Source organism: Patiriisocius hiemis, from assembly GCF_031846325.1.
GTDB classification, from domain to species: Bacteria; Bacteroidota; Bacteroidia; order Flavobacteriales; family Flavobacteriaceae; genus Patiriisocius_A; species Patiriisocius_A hiemis.
The window spans coordinates 351,392-376,277 of sequence record NZ_JAVRHZ010000001.1; the positions used below are offsets into that span (position 1 = coordinate 351,392).

23 protein-coding genes are annotated in these 24,886 nt (G+C 33.9%); 13 read left to right on the plus strand and 10 right to left on the minus strand.

Annotated features, from left to right (window positions below):
* Positions 1–4: 4 nt before the first annotated feature.
* On the minus strand, positions 5–700 hold the full coding sequence (locus RM538_RS01595; protein ID WP_311331640.1) for a DUF2490 domain-containing protein: 696 nt from the start codon (positions 698–700) through the stop codon (positions 5–7).
* 14 nt (positions 701–714) lie between these two features.
* Complete coding sequence (locus tag RM538_RS01600) at positions 715–3,930, minus strand: WD40/YVTN/BNR-like repeat-containing protein (RefSeq protein WP_311331641.1); 3,216 nt, start codon at positions 3,928–3,930, stop codon at positions 715–717.
* Between the two features lie 110 nt (positions 3,931–4,040).
* Here RM538_RS01600 and RM538_RS01605 point away from each other — a divergent pair, with 110 nt between their 5' ends.
* Both RM538_RS01605 and RM538_RS01610 read left to right on the plus strand, forming a co-directional pair.
* Positions 4,041–5,180: a vWA domain-containing protein gene (locus RM538_RS01605; protein ID WP_311331642.1), complete on the plus strand. Its 1,140-nt coding sequence runs from the start codon at positions 4,041–4,043 to the stop codon at positions 5,178–5,180.
* A 36-nt stretch (positions 5,181–5,216) separates the two neighbouring features.
* Positions 5,217–6,680, plus strand: a complete 1,464-nt coding sequence (locus RM538_RS01610) for a MoxR family ATPase (RefSeq protein ID WP_311331643.1) — start codon at positions 5,217–5,219, stop codon at positions 6,678–6,680.
* Here the strand turns inward: RM538_RS01610 and RM538_RS01615 are convergent.
* Together RM538_RS01615 and RM538_RS01620 are read right to left on the minus strand one after the other, a co-directional pair.
* Complete coding sequence (locus RM538_RS01615) at positions 6,675–7,436, minus strand: sulfite exporter TauE/SafE family protein (RefSeq protein WP_311331644.1); 762 nt, start codon at positions 7,434–7,436, stop codon at positions 6,675–6,677. The two genes, RM538_RS01610 and RM538_RS01615, sit on opposite strands and share 6 nt — an antisense overlap.
* 57 nt (positions 7,437–7,493) lie before the next feature.
* Positions 7,494–7,871: a LysM peptidoglycan-binding domain-containing protein gene (locus RM538_RS01620; RefSeq protein WP_311331645.1), complete on the minus strand. Its 378-nt coding sequence runs from the start codon at positions 7,869–7,871 to the stop codon at positions 7,494–7,496.
* A 210-nt stretch (positions 7,872–8,081) separates the two neighbouring features.
* Here RM538_RS01620 and RM538_RS01625 point away from each other — a divergent pair, with 210 nt between their 5' ends.
* The gene (locus tag RM538_RS01625; protein ID WP_311331646.1) at positions 8,082–8,702 is read left to right on the plus strand and encodes a fasciclin domain-containing protein; all 621 of its coding nucleotides are present in this window, start codon (positions 8,082–8,084) and stop codon (positions 8,700–8,702) included.
* A 62-nt stretch (positions 8,703–8,764) separates the two neighbouring features.
* On the opposite strand, the gene pepT is transcribed toward RM538_RS01625, so the two are convergent.
* Complete coding sequence (pepT, locus tag RM538_RS01630) at positions 8,765–10,000, minus strand: peptidase T (RefSeq protein WP_311331647.1); 1,236 nt, start codon at positions 9,998–10,000, stop codon at positions 8,765–8,767.
* A 126-nt stretch (positions 10,001–10,126) separates the two neighbouring features.
* Between pepT and RM538_RS01635 the strand changes: the two genes are divergently transcribed.
* The gene (locus RM538_RS01635; RefSeq protein ID WP_311331648.1) at positions 10,127–11,170 is read left to right on the plus strand and encodes a quinone-dependent dihydroorotate dehydrogenase; all 1,044 of its coding nucleotides are present in this window, start codon (positions 10,127–10,129) and stop codon (positions 11,168–11,170) included.
* Here RM538_RS01635 and RM538_RS01640 read toward each other — a convergent pair.
* The gene (locus RM538_RS01640; protein ID WP_311331649.1) at positions 11,167–11,535 is read right to left on the minus strand and encodes a T9SS type A sorting domain-containing protein; all 369 of its coding nucleotides are present in this window, start codon (positions 11,533–11,535) and stop codon (positions 11,167–11,169) included. The genes RM538_RS01635 and RM538_RS01640 overlap by 4 nt on opposite strands.
* 69 nt (positions 11,536–11,604) lie before the next feature.
* Between RM538_RS01640 and RM538_RS01645 the strand changes: the two genes are divergently transcribed.
* The 8 genes from RM538_RS01645 (at position 11,605) to RM538_RS01680 (ending at position 21,569) form a co-directional block, all read left to right on the plus strand.
* On the plus strand, positions 11,605–12,219 hold the full coding sequence (locus RM538_RS01645) for a LysE family translocator (RefSeq protein WP_311331650.1): 615 nt from the start codon (positions 11,605–11,607) through the stop codon (positions 12,217–12,219).
* A 53-nt stretch (positions 12,220–12,272) separates the two neighbouring features.
* Complete coding sequence (locus RM538_RS01650; protein WP_311331651.1) at positions 12,273–13,136, plus strand: hydroxymethylglutaryl-CoA lyase; 864 nt, start codon at positions 12,273–12,275, stop codon at positions 13,134–13,136.
* 1 nt (position 13,137) lies between these two features.
* Positions 13,138–14,655: a bifunctional metallophosphatase/5'-nucleotidase gene (locus tag RM538_RS01655; protein ID WP_311331652.1), complete on the plus strand. Its 1,518-nt coding sequence runs from the start codon at positions 13,138–13,140 to the stop codon at positions 14,653–14,655.
* 59 nt (positions 14,656–14,714) lie between these two features.
* Positions 14,715–15,194 (plus strand): heme-binding domain-containing protein, encoded by a 480-nt coding sequence (locus RM538_RS01660; RefSeq protein WP_311331653.1) that lies wholly within the window; start codon positions 14,715–14,717, stop codon positions 15,192–15,194.
* 137 nt (positions 15,195–15,331) lie between these two features.
* Positions 15,332–16,552 (plus strand): DUF4856 domain-containing protein, encoded by a 1,221-nt coding sequence (locus RM538_RS01665; protein ID WP_311331654.1) that lies wholly within the window; start codon positions 15,332–15,334, stop codon positions 16,550–16,552.
* 85 nt (positions 16,553–16,637) lie between these two features.
* The gene (locus tag RM538_RS01670) at positions 16,638–17,759 is read left to right on the plus strand and encodes an imelysin family protein (protein ID WP_311331655.1); all 1,122 of its coding nucleotides are present in this window, start codon (positions 16,638–16,640) and stop codon (positions 17,757–17,759) included.
* Positions 17,759–19,120: an HTTM domain-containing protein gene (locus RM538_RS01675; RefSeq protein ID WP_311331656.1), complete on the plus strand. Its 1,362-nt coding sequence runs from the start codon at positions 17,759–17,761 to the stop codon at positions 19,118–19,120. Before RM538_RS01670 ends, RM538_RS01675 begins: the two co-directional genes overlap by 1 nt.
* Positions 19,098–21,569: a TonB-dependent receptor domain-containing protein gene (locus RM538_RS01680; protein ID WP_311331657.1), complete on the plus strand. Its 2,472-nt coding sequence runs from the start codon at positions 19,098–19,100 to the stop codon at positions 21,567–21,569. Before RM538_RS01675 ends, RM538_RS01680 begins: the two co-directional genes overlap by 23 nt.
* 4 nt (positions 21,570–21,573) lie before the next feature.
* Here the strand turns inward: RM538_RS01680 and RM538_RS01685 are convergent, their stop codons facing one another.
* Positions 21,574–21,819: a hypothetical protein gene (locus RM538_RS01685; RefSeq protein ID WP_311331658.1), complete on the minus strand. Its 246-nt coding sequence runs from the start codon at positions 21,817–21,819 to the stop codon at positions 21,574–21,576.
* A 211-nt stretch (positions 21,820–22,030) separates the two neighbouring features.
* Between RM538_RS01685 and guaB the strand changes: the two genes are divergently transcribed.
* Positions 22,031–23,503, plus strand: coding sequence for an IMP dehydrogenase (gene guaB, locus RM538_RS01690; protein ID WP_311331659.1), 1,473 nt, complete (start codon positions 22,031–22,033; stop codon positions 23,501–23,503).
* A 5-nt stretch (positions 23,504–23,508) separates the two neighbouring features.
* On the opposite strand, the gene RM538_RS01695 is transcribed toward guaB, so the two are convergent.
* The 3 genes from RM538_RS01695 to RM538_RS01705 all read right to left on the minus strand — a co-directional run bounded on the left by RM538_RS01695 (position 23,509) and on the right by RM538_RS01705 (position 24,811).
* Positions 23,509–24,027, minus strand: a complete 519-nt coding sequence (locus RM538_RS01695) for an OmpH/Skp family outer membrane protein (protein ID WP_311331660.1) — start codon at positions 24,025–24,027, stop codon at positions 23,509–23,511.
* Between the two features lie 80 nt (positions 24,028–24,107).
* Positions 24,108–24,353: a hypothetical protein gene (locus RM538_RS01700; RefSeq protein ID WP_311331661.1), complete on the minus strand. Its 246-nt coding sequence runs from the start codon at positions 24,351–24,353 to the stop codon at positions 24,108–24,110.
* Positions 24,353–24,811: an SRPBCC family protein gene (locus tag RM538_RS01705; protein WP_311331662.1), complete on the minus strand. Its 459-nt coding sequence runs from the start codon at positions 24,809–24,811 to the stop codon at positions 24,353–24,355. Before RM538_RS01705 ends, RM538_RS01700 begins: the two co-directional genes overlap by 1 nt.
* Between the last annotated feature and the right edge of the window lie 75 nt (positions 24,812–24,886).

The window sequence follows — 24,886 nt, forward strand, 5'->3', positions numbered from 1 at the left end:
ATAGTTATTGGTTGTCTTCTTTTTTTCTGAAATCATTTGTAAGAGTAAGCCCTACTATTAATCTATCAAAGTCTGGTCCGTCTAAGTGGATACGTTGATATCCAAGACGTGCCTTAAATGCTTCTGAAATTTTATAACTAACTCCAGTACCTAGCCAGTTTTGTGCAAATGTTGGCTCATCTCCAATATTTAGCCAGATCTCATCGTATAAATCAATAGACCACTCTTCATTAATAGGGTATACAAGCTTGGCTTCATGTCTGTACCAATTTCTAAAATCGGTATCTCCATTTCGAACAATAAATCTATTTTCTAATCGCGCTCTCTGAAAGACCTTAACTTTCCCAATATTATGGTCAAATAAGATGTCTTCAACAATACGATGCTCATCAAAAGCGGCTGGAGTAGTAGATTGATAGCTAAAATCGTTTCTGAAGTAAGCATATCCTACTGCTACACGTAAACCAGGCATAATACGCAAAGTACCACTTGTTCTAATTTTAAATTGTTGTATTTCACTAGTTAATTCAAAATACCTGAATTGTGTTTGCGCTTGAATGCTAAATTTATCTGTTATTTTATTATTTGTTGCAAAAATGTACCAAGCTCCAAACTCATCTGAAGGGTCATTTTGTGCAAAACTATTTTTTGTGATTAAAGTGATTAAAAAAATGAATAGGATACTTTTTGTAATCTTCATAAAACTTGTAATTTCTAATTTTTGAGGGTAAATGTTTTAATTTCTTTAAAAGGTGAAAGTGATACAGCTTCCATTTTGGTTCTATAGGCAGCCCATTCGTTATTAAAAAATGTATTGGTTGCAGAAAGCGCTTCTTTTAAATCTGTTTTAGCATGCTGTATCAATAATTGTTCTGTTTTAGTTAAACCGTTTGGACGGCTACCACTATAAAAACGAGCATTTCCTATACGTTGCATTACAGTAACTTCGGGATTTCTAGTAATTCCTTGGCGCTTGTCTACTTTACCAATGTATAGAGCAACAACAGAATCTATAGACTTTGTAATTTCCTTAGATAGTTTGATCTGTTCTTCATATTTCTCTTTGTCTTCTTTTTTCATCTTAGCACTATAGTCGTTTGCTGCATTTTTACTTTCAATTAATTGTTTTACAGCATCTGCAGCTGTTTGTGTCATTTCTTCTAATTCTTTTGAAGCTAAATAACTTTCATTAATTGCTTTTTGTGAAATTTGAAGTCTTGGATCGCTGGCAACAGTAATATTTGTAGTTGAAATGTTATCTAAATACTGAATTTCAACCTTGTATGTCCCAGGTTTAACTTGAGTTCCACCAGGTTCATTGGTTCTTTTTCGTATTCTTCTGGATGGTCTATCTACTCCAGCTTCGTCCATAAACCAAGTCCATTTGTAAAGCCCTGTACTATCTGGAATTTTATTTTTTAAGGTTCTTATTAATCTAGTGCCATCATATACTTTCATGTATAATGAATCTTTAGAGGGGCCTTTATCTTTTGCTTCATCAGTTACTTCTTTTTCTTCATCCTCATCTTCGTCTTTGCTTTTAGTATCATCTTTAGTTTCATTCTTCTTAAAATAATACGCTATTTGAGCACCATACCCTCTGTTTTCTCCATTGTAAAGGGCATCTCCACCAAATCTACTTCCTGTAGGTTGTTGGTATGCCGCTTGATAGGCAGTTGGTGGGTTAAATACTTTTATAGTTTCAGAAAGAATGCTTTTATTTTTGGCAAGTGCTCTTAGAGGCCTAATATCATCTAGTACCCAAGCAGCTCTTCCAAAAGTTCCAATAACTAGATCATGTTCTCTTTCTTGAATAACTAAATCTTTAACCGAAGTTGTTGGAAAGCCTTTGGTCCATTTTTGCCAATTGGCTCCAGCATCTATTGAAATATATAATCCGTCATCTGTTCCTAAGAAAAGTAGATTCTTTTCAACTGGGTCTTCTATAATACATAAAGCATAACTTGTAACATCACTAGCATCCACAATACGTTGCCAAGTTTTACCATAATCTTTTGTTCTGTATGCATAAGGAGTGTAATTGAACCTTCGGTAATCATTAGCAACTAGTAATGCTTCTCCTTTATTTTTATTGGATGCTTTAATTTGAACAATCCAGCTTCCCTCAGGTAATCCTTTAATGTTTTTGGAAACATCTGTCCAATCTGTCCCACCATTTTGCGTGTAATGTACTTTTCCATCATCTGTTCCTACCCATAACATATTTTGTTCTAGGGGAGACGGTTCAATTACTAAAATGGTAGTATGGTTTTCTGCTCCTGTAGCATCCATAGTTAGACCGCCACTTTCACTTTGCTTTTGTTTTTCTGGGTCATTGGTTGTTAAGTCTGGAGAGATAACTTCCCAAGTAAGCCCTTTATCAATACTTTTATGCACAAATTGACTTCCAAAGTAAATAGTATTGTTACTAAATGGATCAATATTAATGGCAGCATTCCAATTAAAACGTAATTGTACGTCTGGGTCTGGGTGGGTAGGGCGTACTGTATAATTATTTCCTGTTATCCAGTCATACCTACTTACAAATCCCTGCTGACTCATGCTCCATCCATACCGACTATCATCTCTATCTGGTACGACATCAAAACCATCACCAAAGCTAATTTCTTGCCAATAACTATTACGTATGCCTTGTGCTTTCCAAACATACGCTGGACCTCGCCAGCTTCCGTTATCTTGCATACCTCCATAAACATTATACGGAAATTCATTATCAACATTTATATGATAAAACTGTGCAACAGGTAAATTACCAATAAAACGCCATGACTTTCCACCATCATGTGTGATGTTCATTCCTCCATCATTCCCATCAATCATAAAACTTCCGTCTTCTGGATGTATCCACCATGCGTGATGATCTGGGTGAACTCCATTATCTACACCATAAGCTGGCATCAATTGCGTGAAATTCTTACCACCATCTTCAGAAACATTTACGTAGGTAAATACCGAGAAAACTCTATTTTCATTCTGTGGATCTACATAAATTTCAGAATAATAAAACGGACGATTACCAATATCATTTTTGTCATTTATTTTCTTCCAGTTAAAACCTCCATCTTCAGACTTGTAAAGTGCATTTTTTTTGGCTTCTACTAGTGCATAGATAATATTTGGTTTGTTCCTTGCAATGGCAATACCTATACGTCCTAACTCTCCTTTAGGAAGCCCATCGGCATCTGTTCTTTCTTCCCAAGTGTCTCCACCATCATGCGTTACATATAATCCAGAACCTTCACCACCAGACTTAAAAAACCAAGGGTCTCTTTTGTGTTCCCACATTGCTACTAATAGCTTGTTTGGATTAGTAGGATCCATCACCATATCTGCTACTCCTGTTTTATTATTGTTAAACAGAATTTTCTTCCAGGTTTTACCGCCATCGGTTGTCTTAAATACACCACGCTCTGGATGTTCTCCCCACGGGGAACCTATGGCACCAACATATACTGTGTTAGGGTCTGTAGGGTCTATAATTACACGATGAATATGACGAGTTTTTTCAAGCCCCATTAACTGCCAAGTTTTACCAGCATCTAATGATTTGTATACTCCGTATCCACCATTAAGACTATTTCTTGGATTTCCTTCTCCTGTTCCTACCCAAATTACAGATGGATTGGATTGCTGAATTGCAACGGCACCTATAGAGGCTGTAGCTTCATTATCAAAAATAGGAGACCATTTTATACCACCACTTGTAGACTTCCATAGCCCTCCAGAAGCTGTTCCAACATACATTACATCTGGATTAGTAGTAACAACGTCTATCGCAGTTACACGTCCAGACATTCCGCCAGGACCAATGTTCCTTGGTTGCATGTCTTTTAAGATGTCCATTGAAATTTTTTGAGCAGAAAGGGTTGTAGCAATTGATATAAAAGCTAAGAGGAGAATTTTCTTCATTTTTATTATTTTTTGATTGGAAGCTAAAGTTAACAAAATGTAAATATACAACTCTTAAAAGCCTGTTAATACCGCATTCTTTTTATTGATAATTGTAGTATCTTTAGGGTATGAAGAAGAATAATGTACCAACGGGGTTTGTTTTTACTAAACATACTCCAAAGGAGCAATCTCCTTTTGAACGTCTTTTCGATATTTTTCAAGAACTTATAACACATACCTCTGGTGATTTTGATGAAGCTATAGATTGGCTTAGACAACTTGATGAAGAGTATAATCTTACTTCTGAAGAGTACACTATTGATGATTTTATTGAAGACCTTAAAAAGAAAGGATACATACGCGAAGAATTTAAACCTGATGGAAAGGGCGGCAAGAAAGGAAACGGTAAATCTACAATTACTGAAAAACTAGAACGCTCTTTACGAAGAAGGGCTTTAGACCAAATTTTTGGTAAGTTAAAAAGAAGTGGTAGCGGTAATCACAAGACAAAATATACAGGAAGGGGAGATGAGCAAGGAGGTGAGTTTAGAAACTATCAGTTTGGGGATGCATTAGATAGAATTTCGATGACTGAAAGTTTACGAAATGCCCAAATAAATCATGGTGTCAATGATTTTCATCTTACTGAAAATGATCTTGTAGTAGAAGAGACCACTTACAAGGCACAAATGAGTACGGTGTTAATGATAGATATAAGCCATAGTATGATATTATATGGTGAAGATAGAATTACACCTGCCAAAAAAGTAGCCATGGCGTTAAGTGAATTAATTACAACTCGTTACCCAAAAGACACATTAGATATTTTGGTTTTTGGGAATGATGCTTGGCCTATTAAAATTAAAGATTTACCCTATCTTAATGTAGGACCTTATCACACTAATACTGTGGCTGGCTTACAACTTGCAATGGATATGCTTAGAAGAAAACGAAATACCAATAAACAAATCTTTATGATTACAGATGGTAAACCAAGTTGCTTGAATTTACCAAATGGAGAATACTATAAAAATAGTGTAGGCTTAGACCCACATATTGTAAATAAGTGTTATATGATGGCCGCACAAGCTAGAAAGTTACATATCCCCATAACTACCTTTATGATAGCTAGTGACCCATATTTGCAACAGTTTGTTGATAACTTTACGGAAGCAAACCAAGGAAAAGCTTTTTACACGGGACTCAAAGGCTTGGGTGAAATGATTTTTACAGATTATGAAAATAATAGAAAAAAGAAATTGAGATAAAACCACCCAAAGAAGGTGAATTTAGTTTAATACAATATGAAAATAAAAAATATTAAGACATTAGGCCAGCTCAAAGAGGCTGGATTTGAATATAAAACAGTAAAAGAAGAGTTGCGTCGTAACCTACTTCAGAAGTTGATGAAAAAGGAAACAACTTTTAAAGGCATTCATGGGTATGAATATACGGTAATACCAGAATTAGAACGAGCTATACTTTCAAAACATAATATAAATTTATTGGGACTTCGTGGACAAGCAAAGACCCGTCTAGCAAGACAAATGGTAACATTATTAGATGAATATGTTCCAGTTGTTGAAGGAAGTGAGATTAATGATGACCCTTTTATGCCTATTTCTAGATATGCTAGAGAAATAATAGAGAGTAGAGGAGAAGACACCCCTATTTCTTGGTTGCATAGGGAAGATAGATTTGCTGAAAAATTAGCAACTCCAGATGTGACTGTAGCCGATTTAATTGGTGACGTTGACCCTATTAAGGCTGCCAACCTAAAATTGACTTATGCAGATGATAGAGTAATACATTTTGGTATGATACCAAGAGCAAATCGATGTATTTTTGTAATAAACGAGTTACCAGATTTACAAGCAAGAATACAAGTTGCTTTATTTAATATACTTCAAGAAGGTGATATCCAGATTAGAGGGTTTAAATTGCGTTTGCCATTAGATATTCAATTTGTATTTACTGCCAACCCTGAAGATTATACCAATAGAGGAAGTATTGTTACCCCGTTAAAAGATAGAATTGGCTCGCAAATTTTAACACATTACCCGGAGGATATTGAAACGGCAAGAACAATCACTCAACAAGAAACTGCAGAAGCTGCTTCAGAAAAAAATAATATCTATGTTCCAGAACTAGCAAAAGATATTTTAGAACAAATTAGTTTTGAAGCACGTGAAAGTGAATTTATAGATGCTAAAAGTGGTGTTAGTGCTAGATTAAGCATTACTGCATTCCAAAACTTATTAAGTACCGCAGAGCGACGCGCTTTGCAACATGGCACAGATAAGACAACTGTTAGGTTAAGTGATTTTATGGGAATTATCCCAGCAGTTACAGGAAAAGTAGAGTTGGTTTATGAAGGAGAGCAGGAGGGAGCTTCACAAGTAGCACAACAATTAATATTAGATGCTATAGCTAGTCAGTTTTTACATTACTTCCCTAAAATTGAAAAATTACAAAAAGAAGGTGAAGAGGACCCGTATCAAGACACTATTGCTTGGTTTTTTGAACAAAGTGGTTTTGAATTATTAGATTCACTTTCAGATGAAGACTATCAATTACAACTAGATAGAATAGAACCTTTAGACGAATTAATTAATACCTACACTCCAGATATCTCAGATGTAGATAAACCCTTTTTTAAAGAGTTTATTCTTTGGGCACTTGTTGAGTTTAAAAAGTTAAGTAAATATAACTTAAGCGAAGGAATTCGGTTTAAAGATGTGTATGGGGGATATATAAGTGGGTTATAAATTTGAAACAGCCCTTACAATTAATACTATACCGCTTATCACCATTATAGCAATAACCCATTTTCTAAAAGCTAATTTGCTCATTCTTTTAAGTAAAATTTTACCAAAAAAGTTACCAAGTGTCGCTCCTAGCCCTGTAGCTACTCCAAATGCAATTAGCTTTGGAGTAAGCAGTCCAAAAAATGTATAACTACTTATTTGTGCAATTCCTAAAGAGAAAGCTTGTGCTGCTTTAGTGCCAATAAGTTCTTCTTTTTCAATACCAGCATTTAGTAAAAAAGGATTTAGAATAGGACCCATGCCTCCTGTAAACGTCCCTATTACAGCAATAAAAAAACCTAATGGAATAAAAAACCAATAGGATACATTAAAAGAGCGTTCTTTCTTTCCAAAATGATATTGAAAAAAGGTACTTACAAGAAATAGACCCACAATAACTTGTATCCAGACTATTCTAACTTCAGAAAAAAGATAGCCAGCTACAATTGCGCCTAACATCGCAGAAGGAACATAATACCAAAATATTTTCCAATTTATGTGTTTCCAAAATAAAATAATCCTAGATGGACGACTTATAAAAGTGCCTAAATTAATTACTTGTGCAGTTTGTGATGTGCCAATTAAAAAATTAAGAATTGGTATTTGCATCAATGCACCGCCTCCACCACTAATCGTAGAAAGCGTAAATGCAGCTGCTCCTAAAAAAAATAGAACAGCAAATAACCAAAGAGGTGTTTCAAAAAAGATTTCAAGCATAAAAAAATCCCGGCGTTACTTATGCAAGCCGGGATCAAAATTACAATTTATATGTTTTTATAAGTTAGGGATTACTAAATCTTGTCCAGGATGAATCATATCTGGGTTATCTAGCTTATCTCTATTTGCTTCAAAAATTGCATTGTACTTCATAGGATCTTTGTAGTAGTGTTTCGCAATTTTACTTAACGACTCTCCACTAGATACAGTATGTCTTGCATATACAGAAGTGTCTGCTACTTTTATATCCGCAACTAAATCTGAAGGGTTTTCACCACCAACTTCTTTAATTTTATCCCACAGTAAATTTTTCTCGTACTGTGTATTTGCAGTACCATGTATATGTAATTGTCCGTTTTCTTCTTTTACATCACCGTTTTGAATTTTAAGTTCTTCTCCTAAATCCAATACGCTTTGATATTTTGCTTTAACCATTTTTAGTGTTTTTTAAATTAATGTTTTAAATATACATATAAATGCTTATTTAATGAAGTTAACAAATTGTTTATTTTATATAAAAATCACGTTTTCGACCTAAGTATTAGATATTTAGATTATAACATTATTTAACTAAACATTAAATAATTTTATTACAACTTTAGTTTTTAAGCTTATACTTTTGAAAAAACAAAAAATCAACATATTATGAAAATTACAAAATTGTTATTATCGTTTGCAGTTGTAGGTTTATTATTTGCCTCTTGCGACGATACGAAAAAGAAAGAAGCTGAAGCAAAAGCTGAAGCTGAAAAAACGGAAATGGAAGCAAAAGCTCAAGCTGAAAAAGAAGAAGCTATGGCTAAAGCTGAATTTGAAAAAAACACCATTGCTGCGGTAGCTATGGGTAATGAAAACTTTACAACATTAGTTTCTGCCTTAAAAGCCGCTGGTTTAGCAGAAACCTTTATGGGAGAAGGTGAGTTTACCGTATTTGCACCAACAAACGACGCTTTTGCTAAAGTACCAGAAGCTACTCTTAAAAGTCTTTTACAAGAAGAGAATAAAGAAACTTTACAAAACTTACTTAAGTATCACGTAGTTGCTGGAGAGTGGAAAGCAGATGCAGTAATCAAAGCTATTAAAGAGAATGACAATAAATACAATGTAACTACTTTACAAGGTGAAAATGTTGTGTTATCTCTTAAAGATGATAAAGTAATGATTACAGATGCTAATGGAAAAACATCAACTGTTGTAATGGCAGATGTAGATGCTTCTAACGGAGTAATACATGCTATTGACACAGTAGTGATGCCAAAGGCATAAGAAGTAATCGAAACGCTAATAACAACCTAAGAAAAAGCCTCGCAATGCGAGGCTTTTTTTATTTACTTAGTTGCTACTAATTTTGAAATTTTTACAATCACTTCAATTGCTTTTTGCATACTTTCTACTGGGATGTATTCATATCTTCCATGAAAGTTGTGTCCTCCAGCAAAAATATTTGGACATGGTAGTCCCATAAAACTAAGTTGAGAACCATCTGTCCCTCCTCTAATAGGCTTAATTAAAGGTGTAATGCCTGCTTCCTTCATTGCTTCTTCTGCAATGTCAACAATATGCATTACGGGTTCAATCTTTTCGCGCATGTTAAAATATTGATCTTTAATTTCAACAGTAATAATTTCTTTCTCAAACTGACTGTTAAGCTCACTTGCCAATTTCAACATCATTTCTTTTCTAGCTTCAAATTGTTCTCTGTCATGGTCTCTAATAATATACTGTAGCTTAGTACTATCAACCTCTCCTTTTATACTGTAAAGGTGGAAAAAACCCTGTCTGTCTTCAGTATGTTCTGGTGTTTCAAGTCTGGGCAGCGAGTTTATATAGTCTGTAGCAATGTACATGCTGTTTACCATTTTACCTTTAGCATAGCCCGGATGCACTATTTTCCCTTTTACTGTAACGACAGCACCAGCAGCATTGAAGTTTTCATATTCTAATTCTCCAATTTGGCTTCCATCCATAGTGTATGCCCAATCTGCACCAAACTTTGAGACATCAAACTTATGAGCTCCGCGACCAATTTCTTCATCTGGTGTAAAACCTACCCGAATTTTCCCATGTGGTATTTCAGGATTCTTTATAAGATACTCCATTGCCGAAATAATCTCTGCAATACCAGCTTTGTCATCTGCTCCTAACAGCGTTGTGCCATCTGTTGTGATAAGTGTTTGTCCTTTGTATAGAAGTAAGTCTTCAAAATCATTAGGTGAGAGAATTATGTTTTCTTTTTCATTAAGTACAATATCCTGGCCACTATAATTCTCTATAATCTGTGGATTTACATCTTTGCCCGTAAAGTCTGGAGTGGTATCAAAATGAGAGATAAAGCCTATCGTGGGCACTTCTTTATCAATGTTACTTGGTAAGGTGGCCATAATGTAGGCATTCTCATCTATGGTAACATCTTGCATCCCTATTTCTTTAAGTTCCTCAACAAGTGCATTGGCAAGGTCCCATTGTTTTGCAGTACTCGGTGTTGTGTTACTTTCTGGGTCGCTCTCTGTATCTACAGTCACATAACTTATAAAGCGGTTAATGAGTTTTTGTTTGTCTATCATTTTTGGGTAGATATTTTTGTTTTTTAGTAAAAAAAAGAGGTTTATGTATAGTAGCCTACAAAATAAAACATATTCAAAATAATAGTTACAAGTTTAGTGTTATTTTTGCAGCAGAAATTAATTTTCATGTACAAATCTATTCTTAGGCCTTTACTTTTTTCGGTTGACCCTGAAAAAATTCACCATACTACTTTTTCAATTATAAGAATGCTTTCGGCACTTGGTTTTGGTAGCATTTTCAGAAGTATGTACGCTAAAAATAATCCTTCACTATCACGAGAGGTATTTGGGCTTATATTTCCTAATCCTGTGGGTTTAGCTGCCGGTTTTGATAAGGATGCTAAGCTATATAAAGAACTTTCTAATTTTGGATTTGGTTTTATTGAAATTGGTACAGTAACTCCAAAACCTCAAGCTGGAAATCCTAAGAAAAGACTTTTTAGGTTGAAAGAAGATCAAGCACTTATTAATAGAATGGGTTTTAATAATGGAGGTGTTGTAGAAGCTGTAGAGCGCTTAAAGAAAAATAAAAAGACTGGAGAAAAAGGGCATGTGATTATTGGTGGAAACATTGGAAAGAACAAGGTTACGCCTAACGAAAGTGCAGTACAGGATTATCTTATCTGTTTTACTGAATTATATGATTACGTAGATTATTTTGTAGTGAATGTTAGCTCTCCAAACACTCCAAATTTACGGGCGTTACAGGATAAAGAACCACTCACTAAATTATTACTAAGACTACAAGAAGAAAATAAGGCAATTTCTATCCAGAAAGGGGAAAGTAAACAGAAACCAATTTTATTAAAGATTGCTCCAGATTTAACTAATGAGCAGCTATTGGATATTATAGATATTGTTTCAGAAACAAAAATAGATGGTGTAATTGCGACAAATACCACAATTTCTAGAGATGGTTTAACTTCAGAAAATAAAATAGAAGTAGGTGGAATGAGTGGAAAACCACTTAGAGAAAGAGCTACAGAAGTTATTAGGTTTCTTTCAGAAAAAAGTAACAATGCGTTCCCTATTATAGGAGTTGGAGGTATACATAGTGCAGAAGATGCTTTAGAAAAAATAAAAGCCGGAGCAAGTTTAGTTCAACTTTACACCGGCTTCATTTACGAGGGCCCATCATTAATTGGGGATATTAATAAGGCACTTCTTTAACGCTTTACTACTTTTTTGGTATGGATTGTATTGTTTGCATCTGTAATTTGCATAATGTAAACTCCGCTTGAAAAATCCTCCATATTTAATTCTACAGCTTTGCCATTATTAGCAAAAACAGTTGTTACTTTTTTACCCAAAACATCAAATAAGGAAACTGTTTTTAATGATACAGTAGCACTTGATACTGTAATTTTTGATGTGGTAGGATTAGGGTAGACGGATATTTTTGGAGTTTGGTTAAGCACTTCAGAAACACTAGAAATGTGCAACAAACTATTATTTAATTCATTAAGGTTTTGGTTATTAGAAAATCCTAAAAAACCAATACCTATGCATATTGTAAGAAGTATAATTTGTTTCATCTTTTTACTTTTTTATAATAGACAACAATAACTGTGCCTTCTTACATAAAAAACACATATTTTTAAAAAATGTTTGAAACGCTTTTGTCTTTTTCGCTAGCAACACTTGCCTTGGCTGTTTCTCCTGGACCAGATAACATCTATGTACTCACACAATCTTTGGTAAATGGTACTAAAAGTGGTATTGCTACAACCGCTGGTTTAATAAGTGGTTGTATTGTTCATACAACGTTATTGGCTTTTGGTATTTCTGCAATAATTATAGCTTCTCAAGCATTATTTTATGGTATTAAAGTGATAGGAGCATTGTATTTGTTATTTCTTGCCTATAAAGTATATAAAAGTGATGCTTCTATTATTTTTACTGAAGACGCTCCTAAAAAATCCCATTGGAGTTTGTTTAAACAAGGTGTTTTTATGAACTTGGTAAACCCAAAGGTTATGATTTTTTTCTTGGCCTTTTTCCCTGCGTTTATTTGGAATACCTCAGATAGTACCGTCTACCAAATCTTTATTTTAGGAGGCACTTTTATGGCAGTTTCTTTTTTAACTTTTAGTACAATTGCCATTTTAGCGGGTTCTATTTCGAGCTTCTTAAAAACGAATAAGCAAATAGGAGTTGTTTTAAAATGGCTTCAAATAGTTGTTTTTGTAGGAACTGCAATCTATATATTAATTCCTTGATTTTTTAAAAAGTACACTCGCAAATCGTAAATCAAAAATGTATCTTTACAGAGATGCAAAAAATTAAACTTATAGAGTGTCCTCGTGATGCGATGCAAGGTATAAAAGATTGGATTCCAACTGAGAAAAAGGTACAATACATCCAGTCCTTACTACGCTGCGGATTTGATACTATAGACTTTGGTAGCTTTGTTTCACCTAAGGCTATTCCACAAATGGTAGATACTGCAAAAGTACTTTCACAATTAGATTTATCTACTACGCAAAGTAAGTTATTGGCAATCGTGGCAAACGTAAGGGGTGCGCAAGATGCTGTAAAACATCCCGAGATTCAGTATTTAGGGTATCCATTTTCTATATCTGAAAATTTCCAGATGAGAAACACTCATAAAACCATTGCACAATCTATTGAGGTATTAAAACAAATACTGGAACTTGCTGAGGCAAACAATAAAGAAGTTGTCACTTATCTTTCAATGGGATTTGGAAATCCCTATGGAGACCCATGGAATGTAGATATTGTGGGTGATTGGGCAGAAAAACTTGCTGCAATGGGAGTAAAAATTTTATCCCTTAGTGATACTGTAGGGACTTCAACTCCTGAGATTATAGATTATTTATTTTCAAATTTAATTCCGAAATATCCAGCGATAGAGTTTGGAGCACATTTACATACAACTCCTACTGCATGGCATGAGAAAATAGATGCAGCCTACAAAGCAGGGTGTTATCGTTTTGACGGAGCAATACAAGGTTTTGGTGGATGCCCCATGGCAAAAGATGATCTTACCGGTAATATGCCTACTGAAAAAATGCTCAGCTATTTTACTACTGAAAAAGCAAATAACGATATTAACCCTATGTCTTTTGAAAGTGCTCATAACGAAGCAACAAAAATATTTACCAAATATCATTAAAATGAATTTTCTTAAATTTTTACTATTATCACTTCTTTTTATTGGATGCTCAACAACTAAAAATGTCGTCCAAAAACAAAAGGATGATGGTAGTATAACCTTAAAGTTTGTACAAGTAAACGATGTTTACGAAATAGCGCCACTAAGCGGAGGTAAATATGGTGGGATGTCCCGCGTAGCCTATGTAAGGGATTCAATTAAAGCAGAAAATCCTAACACCTATTTGTTTATGGCTGGTGACTTTTTAAACCCCTCTTTATTAGGTACTGTAAAGTTAAATGGAGAGCGCATACATGGAAAACAAATGATTGAAGTAATGAACGCCATGGATTTTACATTAGTCACTTTTGGTAATCATGAATTTGATATTGATGAAGCAGATTTACAAAAACGATTGGATGAATCTACTTTTCAATGGATGAGTTCTAACACATTTCAAAAAAAAGATAGTGTTGCTCAATCTTTTGTTTCAGGTAGGGGAAATGTTGCGTTTAATTACACACTAAATGCAGTTGATGAAGACGGAACAAATATAAGTATTGGTTTTGTTGGGAGTACAATCCCATCAAATCCTAAGGACTACGTTTTTTACGGAGATATTTATGACTATTCTCAAAAAGCCTATACAGTCATTAAAGATTCTGTTGATATTACTGTAGGACTTACGCATTTGGAAATAGAACAAGATGTAGCACTTGCTAACAAAATCCCTGAACTAAAGCTTGTAATGGGAGGGCATGAACATAATAATATGCTAGTTCCTACAAACAATGGAGTTGTTGCAAAAGCAGATGCTAATGCAAAAACTGTATATGTTCACACATTAGTTTATAACACTATTACAAAACAATTAAATGTTGATTCTCAATTAGTACCAATTGATGATACAACACCTTCAAACCCTCAAGTTAAAGCAATTGTCGATAAATGGAATGTAATACTTGAAGAAAAAATAAAAGAAGTAATAGCAGACCCTTACGAAGTTATTTACAGAGCAACAATACCGCTAGATGGAACAGATAGCGCGAGTAGGGGAGTGCAAACCAATCTTGGAGAAATTATTACTCATGCTATGGCACTCTCATTTAATTCAAAAGTAGATGCAGCTATAGTAAATGGAGGTTCTATACGTATCGATGACCAATTGAGTGGTGATGTTACAAGTATGGACATATTTAGGGTGCTTCCCTTTGGAGGGCATGTTTTAAAAGTAAAAATATCTGGAGCTTTACTTAAAGAAGTATTAGACTATGGTAAATCTAAAGGAGGGACAGGTGCTTACTTACAACGCTATAACATTACTGAAAATGAAACGTATGGTTGGAATGTAGGTCCAATGGAAATTGATACTGAAAAAGTATATACTATCGCTATGAGTGATTTTTTATTGAAGGGTTTTGATATTCCCTTTTTAACAAAAGATAACGTTGGTATTCTTGAAGTATATGAACCTTCAGAAAATGAAGCAGCTGCAGATGTTAGAAAAGCTGTAATTGAATATTTAAAATCTATTAACTAAAATTTAATTAGAATAATTCTAAATAAATTTTATTTTTGCGTTTATTAAATATGTAAACCATGATTAAAAAAATAGTAAAGTACTTCTTATTAGTTGCGCTTGCAGCACTTGTTGTAATACAATTTATAAGACCAGATAAGAATGAACAAGGTTATGATACTGTTATGGCTTTTGAGAAAGACACAAAGCCTTCAGCAGCCGTAGCCACTATTTTAAAAGAAAATTGTTACGATTGTCATAGCAATCAAACTAGATATCCATGGTATGCAGAAATTGCACCTGTTTCATTTTGGTTAGAAGAACATGTAGAACATGGCAAAGGCGATTTTAATGTGTCAGAATGGGAGAGCTATTCAGTTAAAAAGAAAGATCACAAGTTAGAAGAACTTATCGAAGAAGTAGAAGAGGGTCATATGCCCTTAGATAGCTATACTTGGATTCATGGCACACTTAACGAAGAAGAAATGACCCAGTTACTTCAATGGGCAACAGTTGCTAGACTTCAATACAAATCCGAATTGGAAGTTTCATCTAAGTAATTTATAATCAGACACCTTCAAATTTTAACATTAAGTTTATTTAAATTTATTCTAAATAGTCTTGTGTAAACTAGAAAGGGTTTTTATTTTTGCTGAAAATTAATATACTATTTATATTCAGTCTAAATAAAATTTAAATGAAAAAGATACTATTATTCTTAGCTGTTCCAACGCTTTTTTTAACCTCATGTTCGTCTGATGATGACAATAGCGATGATATTAATCAAGTTGAAGCGCCATTAACTTATACATTTACTCGAAACGGTGAATCAACAGTTTCATTTAGTGGTCAAACTACACGTATCGCAATGTCTGAAGAAACTGTAAGCGCATTTAACGATTTTGGTGTATCTACAGAGACATCGTTATTAAACATGTTTAATCATCAAGAAGGAGCAAACGATTTTAGTGATACTGAGCTTAATGCTAGTGATAAAAGTATGAGAAGTAAAACCGCTGCATCTAGAGACTACTTTAGTGCTAATACTTCTGAGGCTGCATTAATAAAAGAAACTTTTGATGGATACATTTCTACTCAGATTAACGAAGTTTACCCTAATGAAATGACAAATGCGTCTCCAGGAGTTGCAGGACAAATTGCAGATGGGTCTTCTACACGTTATGTAACTGGAAAGGGATTAGAAATGAACCAAACCTTTGCTAAAGGTCTTATTGGAGCTCTTATGGTAGACCAAATGCTAAATAATTATTTGAGTACTTCAGTTTTAGATGAAGCTACTAATGTTTCTGACAATGATAACGATATTCCTGCTGAAGGTAAAGTGTATACAACTATGGAGCATAAGTGGGATGAGGCATATGGTTATCTTTTTGGAGCATCTACAGATACTGCAAACCCTATAACAACTGTTGGAGATGATGATAGCTTTTTAAATAAGTATTTGGGTAGAGTAGAAGGTGATACAGATTTTGCTGGAATAGCACAAGAGGTATATGATGCTCTAAAACTAGGAAGGGCAGCAATAGTAGCCAAAAACTATGAAGTTCGTGATGAGCAAGCAGCAATTGTTAGACAAAAGATTTCTGAAGTGATTGCAATTAGAGCTATTTATTACCTTCAACAGGGAAAAAACGCTGTTCAAAATGGGGATATGGGAGCTGCTTTCCATGACCTTTCTGAAGGTTATGGCTTTGTGTATAGCTTGCGTTTTACAAGAAACCCAAATACTAACGAACCTTTCTTTACAAGAACCGAAGTAGATAGTTATATATCTCAATTAATGAATGATGGTGCAAACGGTCTTTGGGATGTGACACCAGCAACACTTGATAGTATTTCTGAGGCTATTGCAGCAAAGTTTGACTTTACTGTAGCACAGGCAGGAAGTACTAACTAATAAAAACCGAATTAGTCATAAAACTAACTAGTAATTTCAAACCAAAATGCTAGCTAGTTTTAATAATTTTGCAAAAAAATTGAAAATGAACAATACGTTTAAAATTTTAATACTGTTTCTTGCTGCTATTGTTGTTTATGCTTGTTCCTCTGGTGATGATAGTAATGATGCACAACAGGATAATTTTGATAGAGGAGCGATGCTAGTGAACTGGGCAGATAATATTATTATCCCGTCTTACACTAATTTTAAAACAGCTACTGAAAATCTAAATTCTGAAGTTATTTCTTTTACAGATGCTCCTTCAGTAAGTAGATTACAATCATTAAGAGCTGAATGGTTAAATACATACCTAGAGTTTCAAAAAGTTTCAATGTTTGAAATTGCCAAAGCAGAAGAAATTAATTTTCGTAATAGATTAAACGTATATCCCACTAATACTTCAGAAATAGAACAATTAATTGCAGATGGTAATTATGATTTTTCCTTACCATCTACAATAGATGCGCAAGGTTTCCCAGCAATGGATTATTTATTACATGGACTTGGAACAACAGATGAAGAGATACTTTCGTTTTATACTACAAATGCTAATGCAAGTAACTACAAAGCCTACCTTTTAAACCTTTCAACTGCAATAGTTTCACTTACAACAACAGTTTTAGACGATTGGGTTACAAATTACAGGACTACTTTTGTTTCTAACACGGGATCTTCTGCAAATGGTTCTGTTGATAAATTAGTAAACGATTATCTTTTTTATTATGAAAAGGCTTTAAGAGCCGGTAAAGTTGGGATTCCAGCAGGAGTGTTCTCTGGTGAGCCACTTCCAGGAAATGTAGAAGCTTTTTACAGAAAAGATATTTCTAAACAATTATTGCTTGAGGCATTAACAGCAACACAAAACTTCTTTAACGGAAAAAGCGCAAATACTAATACTCAAGGAGAAAGTTTACAATCTTATCTTGATTTTTTAAACACTATTAAAAATGGAGAAGATTTAAGTGCATTGATTAATAACCAATTTGATACTGCTCGGAATGCTATAAATGGTTTGGATAACAATTTTGTTACTCAAATTCAAACAAACAACGGTCAGTTTCTTTCAACTTACGATGAGTTACAGCGTAATGTTGTTTTACTTAAAGTAGATATGCTACAAGCACTAAGTATTGATGTGGATTTTGTAGATGCAGATGGTGATTAATGAGTAAAACAAAGAATACATACTTTAACACCTATACGAAGGCCGCTCCTCTTGCGGTCTTTCGTATTTTCTTTGGTGTCATGATGTGTGCTAGTATTGTACGTTTTTGGAGTAAAGGTTGGATTGATAAACTGTACATTAATCCTACTTATTTTTTTAAGTACTATGGCTTTGAATGGGTTCAATCTCCTGGCATATATACGTATTTATTATTTGCCCTTTGTGGTCTTTCGGCACTTTTTGTTGCGGTTGGATATAAGTATAGAATAGCAATAATCACTTTCTTTCTTAGCTTTACATACATAGAGTTACTTGATAAAACTACCTACCTTAATCACTACTATTTTATAAGTATTCTTAGCTTTTTACTTATTTTTTTACCTGCCAACGCTTACTTTTCTTTAGATTCAAAAATAAATCCTAAGATTTTTTTTACACATGTCCCAAAGTGGACAATAGATAGTATTAAACTTCTTCTTTTTGTTGTTTACTTCTATGCAGGCCTTGCAAAACTTAATAGTGACTGGCTTTTTAATGCTATGCCTTTAAAAATTTGGTTGCCGTCTAAATATGATATTCCATTACTAGGTAGCGTATTACAGCAAGAGTGGTTGCATTATACCTTTAGTTGGAGTGGTGCATTGTATGATTTATTAATTCCTTTTTTATTGCTATGTAAACCAACACGTTGGTTTGCTTTTGGTTTGGTAGTAATCTTTCATGTATTAACGCGAGTTTTATTTCCAATTGGGATGTTTCCTTACATCATGATTGTAAGTGCGCTTATCTTTTTTGACAGTAATGTACATGATAAAATATTAAGATTTATAGCAAAAACTTTTATGATAGGTGCTAATCAACTTAAAACTATTTCAATAAAAAAATATCAGCTTAAAAGTAAAGGAGTGATCCTTATAGTATGTTGTTTTTTTATAGTTCAATTAATATTTCCCTGGCGATATTTAGCTTATCCGGGCGAATTATTCTGGACGGAAGAAGGGTACCGTTTCTCTTGGCGAGTGATGCTTATGGAGAAAGCAGGGTATGCACAGTTTAAAATTAAAGACACCGTAAGTGGGAAACAGTTTTTTGTTGACAATTCGGATTTTTTAACACCTTTTCAAGAAAAGCAAATGAGCACGCAGCCCGATTTTATTTTGCAATATGCTCAATTTTTAGGAGACCATTTCAACAAAGAAGGGCATGAGAACATTGCTGTTTTTGTTGAGAGCTATGTAGCACTAAATGGTAGATTAAGTCAGCTATATATAAACCCAGAAGTTGACCTTTTAAAACAAAGAGAGTCCTTTAAACATAAGGATTGGATTTTAAAATTTAATGATGAAATTAAAGGATTGTAATATGTACAACATCACAAAAAGATTATCTTTTTTACTGCTATTTTTCTGGCTTTCTTTACCATGTTTTGCTCAATTTTCTATTACTGGAAAAGTACTTTCAAAAACAGATAATTCTTCTATTACTAATGCTGAAGTATTTTTAACCACGCTTGGTATTTCTACAAAGACAGACGCTTCAGGAAACTTTAGTTTTAATAATCTTTCAGAAGGTAGTTATACTATCGCTGTTTTTTCTTTTGAGTATGAGGTTATAGAAAAAGTTATTTCAATTTCAGAAAATACAACTGTAGTTTTTGAGTTACCGCTTTTAGCCGCTCAACTTTCAGAAGTTGTAATTACAAAACGAAAAGAAAAGATATTTGCATTAAAGCAGTTACGTCAAGTAGAAGGAACTGCGGTATATGCAGGTAAAAAAAGTGAAGTTGTTGTGGTAGATAACTTAGTAGCCAACTTAGCTGTTAATGCACCACGACAAGTATACAGCCAAGTAGTTGGACTTAATATTTATGAAAATGGTGATGCTGGTTTACAATTAAATATTGGAGGAAGAGGTTTAGACCCCAATCGATCTGCAAATTTTAATATTAGACAAAACAATTATGATATTAGTGCAGATGTATTAGGGTATCCTGAAAGTTATTACACACCTCCTGCCGAAGCACTACAAGAGATACAAATTGTTCGTGGAGCAGCATCACTACAATACGGAACGCAGTTTGGTGGACTTATTAATTTTAAAATGAAGCGCCCCAATCCTACAAAAAAGATAGAGTGGACATCACGGCAAACACTTGGTTCATATAATCTAATTACTTCTTTTAATAGTTTAAGCGGAACAGTAGGTGATTTTAGTTACTACACATACTTTAATTATAAAGAGGGCGATGGTTGGAGAGATAATTCAAATTTTTCAGCGAGAAATTATTTTGCACATGTTGGGTACCAACTTTCAAGCAACACAAAAATTGAAGGAGAACTAACATTATTTAACTATTTAGCACAGCAAGCAGGTGGACTTACAGATGTTCAGTTTAATGAGAACCCAAGCTTTACAAATAGAGACCGAAACTGGTTTGATATAGATTGGAAAGTTTATTCATTGCGATTGGAACATAAATTTTCTTCTAAAACTAATGCTAGTTTTCAAGTTTTTGGGTTAGATGCTACTCGAAGTGCTGTAGGATTTAGACAAAATAGAGTGTCACAACCTGATGATAATGGTGCTAGGGAACTGTTAGTAGATAACTTTTCTAATTGGGGGTTAGAAGGTCGTGTGCTTACTAGATATAACCTTTTTAATGACGAGTCAATACTTCTATTGGGTTCAAAGTACTATAATGCAGAAAATGATCAGCGTCAAGGTCCTGGAAGTGATGGTGTAGGCCCTGACTTTACGTTTCAAGATGAAGAATTTCCTAATTTTGAAAGACAAGCAAGTTTCACCTTTCCAAATAAAAATCTAGCATTCTTTGCTGAAAATGTTTTTAATATTTCTAATAAATTCTCTGTAACACCAGGAATACGTTGGGAAAAAATTAAAACTGAAAGTGAGGGTTTTTTTAAAAATATTGTATTGGACCTCGCTGGTAATGTAATTTTGAATGAAGAAATTCCGGATAATAGAACCTTTGATAGAGATTTCTTCTTGTTAGGTTTAGGAACTACGTATAAAGTAAATAAATCTTTGGAGGTATACGCCAATTTGAGCCAGAATTACCGTTCAGTAACTTTTAATGATATTAGAATTGTAAATCCATCTTTTGTAATTGATGAAAATATAAAAGATGAAGAAGGATTTACTATGGACTTTGGAACTAGAGGAACTTTAAATGGTCTTTTGTCTTATGATGTTAGTGTTTTTGGATTACGTTACGATGATAGATTAGGAGAAGTATTATTTGAAGATACAGATGGTAGTATAAAACGAAAAAGAGGCAATATTGGAGATGCTTTTATCTATGGTTTAGAGTTTTTTGCAGATTGGAATATTCAAAAAATTTTTTTTAAAAATAGTACTGCTACTCGAACTAATTTTTTCACAAACCTCGCTCTTACAAACTCAGAGTACTTAGCTTCTGAAGAATCAAATGTGGTGGGCAATAAAGTAGAGTTTATTCCCACAATAAACTTGAAAACTGGAGCTACATTTGGATTTAAAAATTGGCTTGCTAGTCTACAATATTCTTACATAGGAGAGCAATTTACAGATGCAACAAATGCTCCTCAAGATGTTAATGACAATCAACGCGGTATCGAAGGAAGCATCCCTGCGTATGGAGTGCTGGACTTTTCTACTTCTTATACTTATAAAAAATGGAAACTAGAAGCTGGTGTAAGTAACTTATTCGATGAATCTTATTTTACAAGAAGGGCTACTGGATATCCAGGGCCTGGTATTATTCCAGCAGAACCTATTACTTTTTATACTACGTTACAGTTTAAATTATAAAAAATTAGGCATTTGCTTGTGTTTGTGGTGCCCAAGAAGCGCATAACATTCCCGGTGCAGCCTTGGTAGGGTTTGCGCAATCGCTTTCCTCATACCTAGAGCATGTTACACAATTGCGTTCATCTAGTGATTTCATTTCAAAATTATTACAAGTGTAATGTGCGTTTACAATCACTTTATGTTTTGTACAAAGGTTTCCGTCTAATAAGTTTTCACAATTACTACAGTTATTTGCAAGTCTAATAGCCATTTTTTTAAGTTTTAATTTATCTAAAACTACTAAGCAAGTCTTTAAGAAACAATCTAAATTGCTCTTATAGTGTATTTTATATTTAGATTTATTAAGAATAGAGCAAAATGTTGCAACAGTATTAATAAGTGCTTATTCCATTATTAGTTGTATATTTGCACGCAATTAATACTTAACTACTTTCGGTTCTTCGGAAGATAATTTAATTGCGATGACTGCACACGAAAATAAAATTTTAGGAGAAGGATTAACTTACGATGATGTATTATTAGTTCCTGCCTATTCTGAAGTTCTACCCAGAGAAGTTTCTATTAAAACCAAGTTTACAAAAAACATTACCCTCAATGTTCCTATTGTTTCTGCAGCAATGGATACAGTTACAGAAAGTGCTATGGCTATTGCTATTGCCCGTGAAGGTGGTATAGGTGTTTTACATAAAAACATGACAATTGAGCAACAAGCAGCTCAAGTACGTAAAGTAAAACGTGCTGAAAGCGGAATGATTCAAGATCCTGTTACTCTTACAAGTAAGCATACTGTTAGAGATGCCCAGAATACAATGCGTGAGTATAGTATTGGAGGAATCCCAATAGTGGACGATGCTGGTATTTTAATTGGAATTGTAACAAATCGTGATTTGCGTTTTGAGAAAAACTACAGCCGCTTGCTTAGTGAAGTTATGACTTCAGAAAATTTGGTCACGGTTGGTAAAGGAACATCTTTAAAGCAAGCTGAGGTTATTCTTCAAGAAAATAAAATTGAAAAGCTCCCTGTTGTAGAAGATAATGGAAAGCTACTTGGTCTTATTACATTTAGAGACATAACAAAACTTACACAGAAACCTAATGCCAATAAGGACCAATATGGTCGTCTTAGGGTTGCGGCAGCTCTTGGAGTAACAGGCGATGCGGTAGATAGGGCAGAGGCACTAGTAAACGCTCAAGTAGATGCTGTAATAATTGATACTGCACATGGGCATACTAAGGGTGTGGTTTCTGTTTTAAAATCAGTAAAAGAAAAATTCCCAGAATTAGAAGTTATAGTTGGAAATATAGCGACAGGTGATGCTGCAAAATATTTGGTCGAGGCTGGGGCAGATGCAGTTAAGGTGGGAATTGGACCTGGTTCTATATGTACTACTAGAGTCGTGGCTGGAGTAGGCTTTCCTCAATTCTCTGCTGTGTTAGAAGTAGCAGAAGCAATAAAAGGAAGTGGTGTTCCTGTTATTGCAGATGGAGGTATTAGATATACAGGAGATATTCCCAAAGCTATTGCAGCTGGTGCAGATACAGTAATGTTAGGGTCATTGCTAGCTGGTACTAAAGAGTCTCCGGGTGAAACAATTATTTATGAAGGAAGAAAGTTTAAATCTTATAGAGGTATGGGTTCTGTTGAAGCAATGAAACAAGGGTCAAAAGATAGATACTTTCAAGATGTAGAAGATGATATTAAAAAACTGGTACCAGAAGGTATTGTTGGACGAGTTCCTTATAAAGGTGAATTACTAGAAAGTATGACACAATTTATAGGTGGATTACGTGCCGGTATGGGGTATTGTGGTGCTAAGGATATAGAAACACTTAAAACAGATGGGAAGTTTGTAAAAATCACATCATCTGGAATTCATGAAAGTCATCCACATGATGTGACTATTACTAAAGAAGCTCCTAACTATAGTAGGTAGATTTTTTAGTTTTTATTTTCTTCAGAAGTAGGAAGTACTATTCCCAGGTCTTGTATAACTGCAAGTGTTAAGTCAAAATTAGGGTCAAAATACGCAATAGTCTCGTTAGACTGTAATACTTGTGTGTAATTACCTGCTTGAGCAACCTTTTCTAAGGAAATTCCTATTTTTTGGTATAATGGGCGTAGTAACTCATCTTGCTTAATATTAATTAATTGCGCTCCGTTTTGACGGAATTTATTAATATCAGATTCTTGAGCTAATATCTCTTTTTGTTTTTGCTTTTTTACTTCATCTGTAAATGTTGCTAGACTATCTTGATAGTCTTTAAGTGCTTTTTGGTAAGCATCAACTTTCACCTTTAAATCTGCATCTAGCTCCTTACTATACTTATCCAAATCTGCTTGTACAGCTTTAAGCTCTGGCATATTAGATAATATGTAATCTACATTTATAGTGCCTACTTTAGATTGTGCAAAACCTGTAATACAGACAAATAGAAAAAGTACTTTAATAATTTTCATAAGATATTTTTTAATAATGGATGCAAAACTACAAATATTCTAGATAAAGACTTTATAATTAACCAGATGTTGCAATAAGATTATTTTGTTTCCTTATATACTTGGCCACGATGGGGCTTTAAAGCGTTTTTTAATTTATCAAAGTATTGTTTTCTAGTAATAATAAAAGCAATTGCATACATATTAGAAACATCTTCAAAAGAGGCGGTTGTATCTTCTAGCTTTTCTAGTGTTATGTATTCTTTTAAATGAACTACATGATGCTGTGCAATTTTTTGCGCATTGGGACCTCTAAAGTCCCAAAGGAGTTTGATTTTTTCCTTCATTAGCTCTCTTCGGAAACAGATGTTCCTTTTTCAGCAAAGTTTTTAAAATCTGTAAGATATTTAAGTGACTGTTTTTTAAAAGCTCCAGGCATTAAAAAACCCATCAATTTCATTCCAAAACCAGCAAATTGAAATTCACTTTTAGATATCCATTTTGTTTTGCCATTTTCTAATTCTGTAAAATAATTCTGTTGGATATTATGAACACCTTTGGCGTCATACGTGGCATGAAACTCTTCAGGAAACTTATTTTTAAGAATGGTTTCAGTTAAAACCATATCTCTCTTACCCATTTTATATTCAAGTTTCATTTGTGCGCCCTCTTTTCCTGGCGTGCCTTTTAGTATTTCGTACTTAATTAGCCCTCTTTGCCAATGTTTCATATTTTCGGGACTATCCAATTTTTTTATAACCTCCTCTCTGGGTAAGTTAATTACAATCTCTGTTGTGTATTTCATAATTTAAAACTTTAGTATTTGCAAGTTACATTTTTTATAAATACTAGTTATTTAAACGTAACAATTAAAAACTCT

Coding starts and splice junctions, on each gene's coding strand:
- RM538_RS01595 (WP_311331640.1), bottom strand. CDS start 700: ATGAAGATTACAAAAAGTATCCTATTCATTTTTTTAATCACTTTAATC.
- RM538_RS01600 (WP_311331641.1), bottom strand. CDS start 3,930: ATGAAGAAAATTCTCCTCTTAGCTTTTATATCAATTGCTACAACCCTT.
- RM538_RS01605 (WP_311331642.1), top strand. CDS start 4,041: ATGAAGAAGAATAATGTACCAACGGGGTTTGTTTTTACTAAACATACT.
- RM538_RS01610 (WP_311331643.1), top strand. CDS start 5,217: ATGAAAATAAAAAATATTAAGACATTAGGCCAGCTCAAAGAGGCTGGA.
- RM538_RS01615 (WP_311331644.1), bottom strand. CDS start 7,436: ATGCTTGAAATCTTTTTTGAAACACCTCTTTGGTTATTTGCTGTTCTA.
- RM538_RS01620 (WP_311331645.1), bottom strand. CDS start 7,871: ATGGTTAAAGCAAAATATCAAAGCGTATTGGATTTAGGAGAAGAACTT.
- RM538_RS01625 (WP_311331646.1), top strand. CDS start 8,082: ATGAAAATTACAAAATTGTTATTATCGTTTGCAGTTGTAGGTTTATTA.
- pepT (WP_311331647.1), bottom strand. CDS start 10,000: ATGATAGACAAACAAAAACTCATTAACCGCTTTATAAGTTATGTGACT.
- RM538_RS01635 (WP_311331648.1), top strand. CDS start 10,127: ATGTACAAATCTATTCTTAGGCCTTTACTTTTTTCGGTTGACCCTGAA.
- RM538_RS01640 (WP_311331649.1), bottom strand. CDS start 11,535: ATGAAACAAATTATACTTCTTACAATATGCATAGGTATTGGTTTTTTA.
- RM538_RS01645 (WP_311331650.1), top strand. CDS start 11,605: ATGTTTGAAACGCTTTTGTCTTTTTCGCTAGCAACACTTGCCTTGGCT.
- RM538_RS01650 (WP_311331651.1), top strand. CDS start 12,273: ATGCAAAAAATTAAACTTATAGAGTGTCCTCGTGATGCGATGCAAGGT.
- RM538_RS01655 (WP_311331652.1), top strand. CDS start 13,138: ATGAATTTTCTTAAATTTTTACTATTATCACTTCTTTTTATTGGATGC.
- RM538_RS01660 (WP_311331653.1), top strand. CDS start 14,715: ATGATTAAAAAAATAGTAAAGTACTTCTTATTAGTTGCGCTTGCAGCA.
- RM538_RS01665 (WP_311331654.1), top strand. CDS start 15,332: ATGAAAAAGATACTATTATTCTTAGCTGTTCCAACGCTTTTTTTAACC.
- RM538_RS01670 (WP_311331655.1), top strand. CDS start 16,638: ATGAACAATACGTTTAAAATTTTAATACTGTTTCTTGCTGCTATTGTT.
- RM538_RS01675 (WP_311331656.1), top strand. CDS start 17,759: ATGAGTAAAACAAAGAATACATACTTTAACACCTATACGAAGGCCGCT.
- RM538_RS01680 (WP_311331657.1), top strand. CDS start 19,098: ATGATGAAATTAAAGGATTGTAATATGTACAACATCACAAAAAGATTA.
- RM538_RS01685 (WP_311331658.1), bottom strand. CDS start 21,819: ATGGCTATTAGACTTGCAAATAACTGTAGTAATTGTGAAAACTTATTA.
- guaB (WP_311331659.1), top strand. CDS start 22,031: ATGACTGCACACGAAAATAAAATTTTAGGAGAAGGATTAACTTACGAT.
- RM538_RS01695 (WP_311331660.1), bottom strand. CDS start 24,027: ATGAAAATTATTAAAGTACTTTTTCTATTTGTCTGTATTACAGGTTTT.
- RM538_RS01700 (WP_311331661.1), bottom strand. CDS start 24,353: ATGAAGGAAAAAATCAAACTCCTTTGGGACTTTAGAGGTCCCAATGCG.
- RM538_RS01705 (WP_311331662.1), bottom strand. CDS start 24,811: ATGAAATACACAACAGAGATTGTAATTAACTTACCCAGAGAGGAGGTT.